General features: G+C 73.8%; 8 protein-coding genes and 1 pseudogene. 4 read left to right on the top strand and 5 right to left on the bottom strand.

Going from position 1 to position 10,210, the window contains the following annotated elements; all coding sequences use genetic code 11:
- The 3 genes and pseudogenes from ABZ914_RS38595 to ABZ914_RS38585 all read right to left on the bottom strand — a co-directional run.
- Window positions 1-194 (bottom strand): annotated as a pseudogene (locus ABZ914_RS38595) (FHA domain-containing protein); the annotation flags it as partial.
- Window positions 191-631: a hypothetical protein gene (locus ABZ914_RS38590; RefSeq protein WP_433154683.1), complete on the bottom strand. Its 441-nt coding sequence runs from the start codon at window positions 629-631 to the stop codon at window positions 191-193. The gene ABZ914_RS38590 and the pseudogene ABZ914_RS38595, both read right to left, overlap by 4 nt.
- Window positions 632-704: 73 nt before the next feature.
- Complete coding sequence (locus ABZ914_RS38585; RefSeq protein ID WP_500199418.1) at window positions 705-2,231, bottom strand: hypothetical protein; 1,527 nt, start codon at window positions 2,229-2,231, stop codon at window positions 705-707.
- A 188-nt stretch (window positions 2,232-2,419) separates the two neighbouring features.
- Here ABZ914_RS38585 and ABZ914_RS38580 point away from each other — a divergent pair, with 188 nt between their 5' ends.
- Entirely contained in the window at window positions 2,420-5,467 is a 3,048-nt protein-coding gene (locus ABZ914_RS38580) for an FAD-binding and (Fe-S)-binding domain-containing protein (protein ID WP_500199417.1), read from the top strand.
- A gap of 80 nt (window positions 5,468-5,547) precedes the next feature.
- Complete coding sequence (locus ABZ914_RS38575; RefSeq protein ID WP_500199415.1) at window positions 5,548-6,027, top strand: MarR family winged helix-turn-helix transcriptional regulator; 480 nt, start codon at window positions 5,548-5,550, stop codon at window positions 6,025-6,027.
- Between the two features lie 24 nt (window positions 6,028-6,051).
- Here the strand turns inward: ABZ914_RS38575 and ABZ914_RS38570 are convergent, their stop codons facing one another.
- Complete coding sequence (locus ABZ914_RS38570) at window positions 6,052-6,729, bottom strand: DUF6348 family protein (RefSeq protein ID WP_500199414.1); 678 nt, start codon at window positions 6,727-6,729, stop codon at window positions 6,052-6,054.
- Window positions 6,730-6,847: 118 nt separating this feature from the next.
- Window positions 6,848-7,699, bottom strand: a complete 852-nt coding sequence (locus ABZ914_RS38565) for an NAD-dependent protein deacetylase (RefSeq protein WP_500199412.1) — start codon at window positions 7,697-7,699, stop codon at window positions 6,848-6,850.
- 212 nt (window positions 7,700-7,911) lie between these two features.
- Here ABZ914_RS38565 and ABZ914_RS38560 point away from each other — a divergent pair, with 212 nt between their 5' ends.
- Entirely contained in the window at window positions 7,912-8,673 is a 762-nt protein-coding gene (locus ABZ914_RS38560) for a DeoR family transcriptional regulator (RefSeq protein WP_190864490.1), read from the top strand.
- Window positions 8,670-10,046 carry a 6-phospho-beta-glucosidase gene (locus ABZ914_RS38555; protein WP_500199410.1) on the top strand — a complete coding sequence of 459 codons (1,377 nt, stop codon included), beginning with the start codon at window positions 8,670-8,672 and terminating at the stop codon, window positions 10,044-10,046. The genes ABZ914_RS38560 and ABZ914_RS38555 overlap by 4 nt, the downstream gene beginning before the upstream one ends.
- Window positions 10,047-10,210: the final 164 nt, after the last annotated feature.

The following is a 10,210-nucleotide window of genomic DNA, read 5'->3' as shown; positions in this document are numbered from 1 at the left end:
CGCGCGGCGCGGCGCACGAGCTCGGCCCCGTCGCCGCCCGCCTCCGCGACCTCCTGCAGCGCGGTCAGCAGCGCGTCCACCACAGGCGCCGTCACCGCGTCGGGCGCCGCGCACACCAGCGACAGCTCGCCCTCCTGCGCGACGAGACCGTCGCCGGGCAGCGGCCGCGCGAACGCCCGCGCCCCGCCGGTCACAGCAGCCGTCCGCCGCGCAGCCTCCACCGCACGGAGAGCACCCGCATGGGCCCGTTGAGGAACAGCCACTGGCCGAGCCACACGACCACGAACATCGTCACGAACATCGACGCCGACACATGGTCTCCGACGCCGGGAACGAGCCCGGTGTTCAGCAGCAGCCACATCACGGCGCCCTCCGGGACCATGGTGACCAGCCCGAACAGCGTCGGCCAGTCCTTGTCCCAGCGGAACTGCATCAGCAGGTGGTACAGCAGCTCCCACACCAGGCCCACCGCCATCACGGCGAGGAGCATCAGGAACGCCGTCCGGTACGCCGTGCCGAGCGAGCCCGGCCTGCCCGGCAGCACCGGGACGACCAGCGCGGTCAGCAGCGCGCCGACCGTGGCCAGCACGAAGATCCGCGTCTGCAGGCGTCCGGCGAGGGTGGGGATCACGGTGGGAGCTCCTGCGTGGGGGAGGGCGTTGAGGGAGGAGAGGCCGGGCAGGGGGGGCGGGACGGGCGGCGGGTCAGAGGGGACGGCCCCTCATCCACCTGATCCACTGGCCGGTCGACCGCACCGGGCCGAGCCGCGAGCAGAACCCGCGCCGGGCCAGGTCCTCGGCGATGTCCAGCGCCGCGGTCTGCATGCCGAGGAAGCTGTCCACGGCGGGGAAGTGGTTGCCCGCGGCGGCGGCGCCGGAGGCGTACAGCACCCCGCCCTCGCTCTCGGCGCCGAGCACCTCGAAGTGCTCGCCGACCGCGAGGCGGCCCGCCCCGTTGCGCCGCGCGCCGCCGTACTGCAGCAGGTCGGCCAGCACCCGGTGCTCGGGCATGTCGGCCTCCAGCCCGGTGCAGTCGATGATGAAGTCGGAGGTGTACCGGCCGAGGCGCCCGTCGTCGCTGCGGGTGAGCGACACCAGCCGCCCGTCCGGAGTCGGCTCGACCCGGTCCACCACGGCCTGGAACGGGTGGTACCAGCCGCCGGCGCGGCCCTGCCGCATCTGCTCCTGCCAGCGGCGCAGCCGCGGCGTGGTCGTCCCGCCGACGGCCTTGGACAGCGCGGCGCGCCGCTCCGGCCCGGCGCGCCGGAACTGCGCCTTCAGTTGCCCGCCGAACGCCGACTTCGGCAGCGTGAACGCCTGGTACGCCCAGCCGTCGCCGCCCTTGCGCCGCATCCACGGACCCGAGCCGTGCGCGCCGGTGACGAACGTGCGGAACATGTGGACGATCTGCGTCTGCAACCCGAACCGCTCCCGGTCGTCCATCAGCCGCTGCAGCACGCGGGACGCGACGATCCCTGCGCCGCGCACCACGACCACGCCCGGACGCGACTTCAGCGTCTCGTACACGTGCTCGTGCGGCTCGTAGGCGTTGACGACGCGGTGGTAGTCGTTGTGGGTCTCGCGGAACTGCTGCAGGTCGGGCAGGAACTTCAGGCCGGGGTAGCCGACCGCCAGGTGCACGTACTGCGACCGCATCACGACACGCTTGGTCGCGGACGTGCCCGGCGGCGGCGTCAGGACGGTGAAGTAGCCGCCGCCCGCGCGGCGCCGCACCATCCGTACCTGCCCTTTGGAGAGCATCTGCCAGTAGGAGATCCGCTCGGCCTCGCGGCGGACGGTCTCGAACACCGTGGCGGCGCGGGGGCTGAAGAAGTCGCTGAGGATCGGCTCGGTCAGCACCTGCCACAGCAGCTTGACCGACTTGTCCCGCCACGCCTCGTGCAGCGCGTACGACGGGAACCCCCAGATGTTGTCGGGCCGGGCCCCGGCGTCGGAGCGGATCCGCTCGCCCGCCGGCAGCTGCGACACCCGGGTCAGGTACTCCCACGACTCCCAGGGCGCGTCCCGGCTGGACAGCACCCGGATGGCGCCCGCCGCGACCCCCTGGATCCGCAGGACGTCCACCAGCGTGAACGAGCCGAGCCCGCCGCCGACCGTGACCAGCGGCACGTCGTAGAGCGGGATGCCCGCGGACTGGACCTGCCGGTCGTGCCAGACCGGCGATCGGAGCAGCTCGGGCGTGAGATCACCAGCTGGTCGGGCACCCTGCAACGACGTCCCCCGCGACAAGATCAAATGAATCGGCCGACACCCTATCCCAAAGCGGGCGCCCGGCAGGCGGGATCGCGGAGGCCGGAAGCGGCGCCGCCGCGTCGGGCGCGCCGCTGCGCCCTCGGATTGAATCGCGCGACCCGGGTATGCGCTCCTGCATGTCTGTATCGGCGGAGCGACTGCGTCAGGTGGGCAAGCTGGGAGCGGGTAGGCACGCGGGGCGGGACGGGACCGGGGAGGGCCCCGGCGGCGACGGGGAGTGGAGGACCGCGGCGCTGCGCCGCGACCTGGCCGACCGGGTGGACGGCGAGGTCCGCTTCGATCCCGGATCGCGGGCCGCCTACGCGCACGACTCCTCGAACTACCAGCAGCCGCCGATCGGCGTGGTGGTGCCCCGCACCGTCGAGGCCGGCGCCGAGGCGGTCGCCGTCTGCGCCGAGCACGACGCCCCGGTGCTGTCGCGCGGCGGCGGGACGAGCCTGGCCGGGCAGTGCTGCAACACCGCCGTCGTCATCGACTGGTCGAAGTACTGCCGGAGCCTGGTCTCCGTCGACCCGAAGCGGCGGACCGCGATCGTCGAGCCCGGCGCGTGCCTCGACGACCTCAACGAGGCGCTGTCGGAGCACGGGCTGATGGTCGGGCCGAAACCGTCCACCCACGACACCTGCACGATCGGCGGGATGATCGGCAACAACTCGTGCGGCGCGTCGGCGCAGGCGTACGGGAAGATGGTCGACTCGGTGGTCCGGCTGGAGGTGCTGACCTACGACGGCGTGCGTATGTGGGTCGGGCCGACCTCCGACGAGGAGTACGAGCGGATCCAGGCCGAGGGCGGCCGCCGCGCCGAGATCTACCGGGCGCTGCGCGCGCTCCGCGACGACGGCATGGAGCTGATCCGCACCCGCTACCCCGACATCCCGCGCCGCGTGTCCGGCTACAACCTCGACTCGCTGCTGCCCGAGAAGGGCTTCGACGTCGGGCGCGCCCTGGTCGGGTCGGAGTCGACGCTGGTCACCGTGCTGCGCGCGGAGATCCGCCTGGTGCCGGTCCCGCCGTACCAGTCGCTGGCGGTGCTCGGCTACGACGACATCTTCGCGGCCGGCGACGCCGTGCAGCGCGTCCTGCCCGCCGAGCCGCTCGCGCTCGAGGGCATGGACGACACGCTCCTCGACCTCGCCAGGCAGGACAGGCTCGCCGGGCCCGCCGTCCTGAAGGACATGCCCGAGGGCGCCGGGTGGCTCATGGTCCGGTTCGGCGGCGACACCAAGGACGAGGCCGGCCGGCGCGCCCACGACCTCATCGAGCGGCTGGAGAACGAGCCGGACCCGCCGCACTGCACCTTCGTGCACGACCCCTCGCTCGAGGAGCGGCTCTGGAAGGTCCGCGAGGCCGGGCTCGGCGCCACCGCCTACCCGCCCGGGCAGCCCGACACCCACGAGGGCTGGGAGGACTCTGCCGTCCCGCCCGAACGGCTCGGCGACTACCTGCGCGACTTCCAGAGGCTCATCGACGAGTTCGGCTACGGCCCCGTCGCGCTCTACGGCCACTTCGGGCAGGGCTGCGTGCACACCCGCATCCCGTTCGACCTGGAGGACGAGAGGGGCACCGGCAACTACCGCAGGTTCATCGAGCGCGCCGCCCGCCTCGTCGTCGACTACGGCGGGTCGCTGTCGGGCGAGCACGGCGACGGCCAGTCCCGCGGCGAGCTGCTGCCGCTGATGTTCGGCGACGAGGTCGTCCGGCTGTTCGGGATGCTCAAGGCGATCTTCGACCCGCGCGGGAAGATGAACCCGGGCAAGGTCGTCCACCCCTACCGCCTCGACGACAACCTCGACCATCTCGGCTACGACCCCGCCGAGCCGGAGACCCGCTTCTCCTTCCCCGGTGACAAGCACCGCTTCACCCACGCGGCGTCCCGCTGCGTCGGCATCGGCAAGTGCCGCGCCTCATCGGGCGGCGTCATGTGCCCGAGCTACCGGGCGACGGGGGAGGAGGAGCACTCCACCCGCGGACGCGCCCGCATCCTGATGGAGATGATGCGCGGCATGCCGCAGGACGGGACGCCCGACCCGGCGGTGCCCGGCCCCGGCGGCGCCGCCGTCATCACCGACGGGTGGCGGTCCGAGGACGTCCGCGACGCCCTGGACCTGTGCCTGGCCTGCAAGGGCTGCCGCAGCGACTGCCCCGTCAACGTCGACATGGCGACCTACAAGGCCGAGTTCCTGTCCCACCACTACGCCGGGCGAATCCGCCCGGCGGCGCACTACACGATGGGCTGGCTGCCGCTGTGGGCGAAGATGGCCTCGGTGGCGCCTGGCGCGGCCAACACCGCCTTGAACGTCCCCGGCCTGGACCGGGTGGTCAAGCGGCTCGGCGGCATCGCCCCGGAGCGGCGGATGCCGCGCTTCGCCTCCGAGCGGTTCACCGACTGGTTCAAGCACCGCCCGGCGCGCACCGGCGGCCGCCGGGTCGTGCTGTGGCCCGACACGTTCACCAACAACTTCCACCCGCACATCGCCAAGGCCGCCGTCCGCGTGCTGGAGGCGTCCGGGTACCAGGTGGAGGTGCCGCCGGTCCCGTTGTGCTGCGGCCTGACCTGGATCTCCACCGGCCAGCTCGGCGTCGCGGCGCGCGTGCTGCGCCGCACCGTCGGCGCGCTGGCGCCGCGGCTGCGCGAGGGGATCCCCGTCGTCGGGCTGGAGCCGAGCTGCACCGCCGTCTTCCGCGCCGACGCGCCCGAGCTGATGGAGGGCGACCGCGTCGAGGACGACGTGAAGCGGCTGCGGGACCAGACCCGCACCCTCGCCGAGCTGCTCGACCAGCATCAGGAGGAGTCCGGTGGCCCCTCGCCCGGCGCGTCCCACGACGTGGTCGCCGGGCTGGACCGGCCGAAGGTCCGCGCGATCGCCCAGCCGCACTGCCACCAGCACGCGGTCATGGGGTTCGGCACCGACGAGCGCGTCCTCGCCCGCGCCGGCGTGGAGGTCGACACGCTCGACGTCGGCTGCTGCGGCCTCGCCGGGAACTTCGGCTTCGAGAACGGCCACTACGAGGTCTCCACCAAGATCGCCGAGCAGGGCGTGTGGCCCGCCGTCAAGGACGCCGGGCCCGGCACCACCGTGCTGGCCGACGGGTTCTCCTGCCGGACGCAGATCGAGGCGGGCACCGGCGCCCGGCCCCGCCACCTGGCCCAACTGCTCGCCGACCTGCTCCCGGACGGCGCCGGCCGGGACTGAGGACCCGCCGCCCCCGCCCTCCGCGCGCCGGGCGGGGGCGGCGCTGGCGGCGCCGGGCACCGGAGCGGTAGAAAGTCGTCATGACCGTGGAAGCGGACGGGGGCGCCGACGAGGTCACCTCGGCCCTGCTGACCGCGTCGCGGCTGCTCGTGGCGATCTCGGCGCGGTCCCTCGCCGCCGTGGAGGACGCCGTCACGCCGCCGCAGTTCCGCCTGCTGGTCGTGCTCTCGACGCAGGGGCCGGCGAAGCTCGTCACGCTCGCCGGTCTGCTGGAGGTCAACCCCTCCACCGCGCTGCGGATGGTCGACCGGCTGGCCGCCGCCGGCCTGGTCGACCGGCGGGCCAGCCCCGCGAGCGGCCGGGAGGTGCGTCTCCAGCTCACCGGCGCGGGCCGCGCCATCGTCGGGGACGTCACCGCCCGGCGCCGCGCCGACATCGCCGCGGTCGTCTCCCGGATGCCGCCCGAGCAGCGCCGCGCGCTGGTCGCCGCGCTGCGCGCCTTCACCGAAGCGGGCGGCGAGCCGCCCGTCACGAACCTGGCCCGCCTCGGCTGGACCTGACCGCCCGGACGGCCCGCCCGCCGCTCAGCCGCGCGGCACGACCAGCGCCCACGACTTGACCGAGCCGTGCCCCTGCCAGGGCAGATGGTCGGCGATGTGCCCGAACGACGAGCCCGCCTCGCCGTTCAGCAGCGTCACCTCCGTGACCGGCCCGGACGGCAGCCGTGCGCAGAACGTGAAGACCCACACCGGGCGGTCCGGCAGCGCGTACCCGGTGAACAGCTCCTCGATCACCACCCGGGTCGGCGGGCGGTCCGCCATCGCCGACCGGTCGGCGTCGGTCAGGCCGCCGAAGTCGCGCGTCGCGACCGGCCCGTAGAACACCTCCGCCTTGCGGTCGCCGCCCTCCAGGGGCTCCGCGGTGGCGTGCGCGGCGAGGTCGCTACCGGGCAGCAGGGCGGCGGCGAACACCGGGAACACCGTGTGCGTCCAGCCGTCGAGCGCGTCGGCGGCCGGATGCCGGTCGGCGCCCGGCACGCCCACCGCCTGGTCCCAGGCGAACATCCCGCCGAAGCTCGGATGCGACACCCCGATCGGCAGCTGGACGAGCCCGTTGTCCTGCGGCTGCGGCGCGGCGATCGCGATCCGCACGCCCGTCCCCGCCACGTCGACCTCCGCGCCGTCCGCCGCCGCGGGCAGCCCGTGCCCCTCCGCCAGCAGCCGCGCGAGCAGGCCCGCGATGTCCTCCGCCCCCATGTCCATGATGATCACCGTAGCGGGACGGAGACGGAGGTACCCGCCGTTTCCCCGAACCGCGCACGCGGCCGTGCCGTCGTCGGGAAAGCGGTCGTCGGGAAAGCGGTCGTCGGGAGGGCGGCCGTCAGGAGGTCAGGGCGACGAGCTCCTCCAGGGTCGCGCCGAGCGGCGCGTCCAGCGTCACCAGGGCGTGCGGGTCGCCGCGCGTCGCGCCCCGGTTGACGATCGCCACGGGGACGGAGTGCCGCGCCGCGTGCCGGACGAACCGGTACCCCGACAGCACCGTCAGCGACGACCCGAGCACCAGCAGCGTCCCGGCGGACTCGGTCAGCGCGTAGCAGTCGCGGACCCGCGCGGGCGGCACGTTCTCGCCGAAGAAGATCACGTCGGGCTTCAGCAGCCCGCCGCAGCGCGCGCAGTCCACCGTGCGGAAGGACGCGACGTCGGCGTCCGACAGCACCGCGTCGCCGTCCGGGTTGATCATGTCGGGGCGGGCGTCCCAGCCGGGGTTCGCGGCGCGCAGCCACTCCTCCAGCCGCGTGCGCGGGGTGCGCTCGCCGCAGCCGAGGCACACCACCCGGTCGAGGCCGCCGTGCAGCTCGACGACGCCGTCCGCGCCCGCCGCCTGGTGCAGCCCGTCGACGTTCTGGGTGATGATCCCCGCCAGCAGGCCGCGCCGCTGCAGCTCGGCGACCGCGCGGTGGCCCGCGTTCGGGCGGGCGCCGGCGATGTGCCGCCAGCCGAGATGGCTGCGCGCCCAGTACCGGCGCCGCGCCTCCGTGTCCCCGGTGAAGCGCTGATAGGTCATCGGCTCGGCGCGCCGCCCCCGGCCGGTCTCGCCCCGATAGTCCGGAATGCCCGACTCGGTGGAGAGTCCGGCGCCGCTCAGCACCACCACGTCGCCGTCGGCGACCAGGTCCGCGAGCACCGCCAGTCCGGGGGCCGTTTCCGACCGATCTTCTACAACCTGCGTCACCTCTCCATGGTGCACGACGGGGCGGTTGACCGCCCGTCCTGACAGACGGTGACCGTCCGCCCGTGGTGAACGGAGCCGATCTTGACCGCGTTGACTGACTCTTTCCATGCGCTGACCGGGATATGTGCAGGTCAGGTGCGCGTATGACGGAGTTCGAGCAACTTTCCACCAGGTGATGACCGAAGTCGGTCATGAGTGCTACGTTCCCCTGCGTGACCTCGAGCAAGCGACGCGCGCAGATCGTGTCCTCGCTGCGCACGAAGGGGGCGGCGTCCGTCAAGGAGCTGGCCGAGAGCCTTCAGGTGAGCGAGTCGACGATCCGCCGGGACCTGGACCTGCTGGACCGCAATGGTGAGCTCGTCCGCACCTACGGCGGTGCGGCGCTGACCCCGCGGGCGGCGGTGCCGGAGGTCTCCTTCGCGGTGTCGGCCGAGCACGACAGCGCCGAGAAGGAGGCGGTGGCGGCGCGGGCCGCCGCCCTGGTCGAGGACGACATGGTCGTCGTGCTCGACATCGGCACCAGCACCCGGCTTATCGCCCGGCACCTGCGCGGCCGCCCGGTCACCGTGATCACCGCGAACCTGGCCGTGCTGGACGAGCTGCGCGACGACGAGGCCGTCCGGCTCTGCCTGCTCGGCGGCGTGGTCCGGCGCAACTACCTGACGCTGGTCGGGTCGCTGACCGAGACCGCGCTCCGCCAGGTCCGCGCCGACCTCGTGTTCCTCAGCTGCACCGGGGTGCGGCCGAACGGGCTCGTGGTCGACGACATGGAGGTCGAGACCCCGATCAAGCAGGCGATGATCGAGTCCGCGGACCGGGTCGTGCTCGTCGCCTCCGAGGCCAAGTTCCCCGGCACCGGCTCGCTGCGCGTGTGCTCCCTCGCGCAGGTCGACGCGCTCGTCACCACGGCCGGGGCCGATCCCAAGACTCTCGAGCTCTGCCGGCAGGCGGGCGGGAAGGTGTTCATCGCATGAAGCTGGCCATTCTCGGCGGCGGCGGGTTCCGGGTGCCCTACGTGTACCAGGCCCTGCTGCGCGACCACGGCTCCCCGCGCATCGAGGAGGTCTGGCTGCAGGACTCCGACGCCGGGCGCCTCGAGGGCATGGCGGCGGTGCTGGCCGCGCTCGCGGACGAGGACGCGGGCGGGGCCGGCGCGGCGCCGAAGGTGTTCACCTCCACCGAGCTGGACAAGGCGCTCGAAGGCGCCGACTTCGTCTTCGCCGCGATCCGCGTCGGCGGGCTCGCCGGCCGGGTCTGCGACGAGCGCGTGGCGCTCGACCTGGACGTGCTCGGGCAGGAGACCACCGGCCCCGGCGGCCTGGCCTACGGGCTGCGCACCATCCCGGTGATGCTCGACATCGCGCGCCGGGTGAAGGCGCTCGCGCCGGACGCCTACGTCATCAACTTCACCAACCCCGCGGGCATGATCACCGAGGCGATGCAGTCGGTGCTCGGCGACCGGGTCCTCGGGATCTGCGACACCCCGTCGGGGCTCGGCACCCGGGTCGCCGCTGCGCTCGGCCTCGACCCGCCCCGCGTGCAGCTGGACTACGTCGGCCTCAACCACCTCGGCTGGATGCGCCGCATCCTGCACGACGGCGTGGACGTGCTGCCGCGGCTGCTCGCCGACGACGACCTGCTCGGCTCGCTGGAGGAGGGCGTGGTGTTCGGCCGCGACTGGCTCCGCGACCTCGGGGTGATCCCGAACGAGTACCTGTACTACTACTACTTCAACCGCGAGGCGGTCCGCGCCACCCTCGACGCCCCCCAGACGCGCGGCGAGTTCCTCGCCAAGCAGCAGGCGGCGTTCTACGAGCGGATCGCGGCGGCGTCCGGCGGCGCGGCGATGGGGCTGTGGCGGGAGACGGTCGCGTCGCGCAGCGCGAGCTACATGGCGGAGATGAAGGGCGCCGACACCGGGACCGAGCTGGCGGGGCACGCCGGCGTCGACCCGGTCGACGAGGGCTACGCCGGCGTCGCGCTGAGCGTGATGGCCGCGATCAGCCGCAACGAGCCCGCCACGATGATCCTGAACGTCCGCAACGGGACGACGGTGCGCGCCCTGCCCGAGGACGCCGTGGTGGAGGTGCCGGTGCTGGTGGACGCGGGCGGCGTGCACCCGCTGACGCTCGCGCAGCCCGACCTGCACCAGGCCGGCCTGATGCAGCAGGTGAAGGCCGTCGAGCGGCTGACGATCAGCGCCGCGCGGACCGGCTCGCGGGCCGAGGCCGCCAAGGCGTTCGGGCTGCACCCGCTGGTCGACTCGGTGTCGGTGGGGCGGCGGCTGCTGGACGGCTACGCCGCCCGCATCCCGGAGGTCGCGGCCGTGTTCGCGGGCGGGACGTGACAGGCCGCAGGCCGGCCGCGGCACCGCCGCCCGACCCGGCCCGTACCCCACCCTGTTTTGTCCTGACAACCGGTCATCCTGGTCCCATCTCTGACGGCCCTCGTGAGGAGGCGCAATGACAGCAGGAACCCTGCGCGGGGCCCCGGCCGCCGGCGAGCGCGAGA

It is taken from the genome of Spirillospora sp. NPDC046719 (assembly GCF_040645715.1).
Lineage (GTDB): Bacteria > Actinomycetota > Actinomycetes > Streptosporangiales > Streptosporangiaceae > Spirillospora.
Note: the sequence above shows the minus strand (reverse complement) of the source record. Positions and strands in the feature narration are given on the sequence as shown.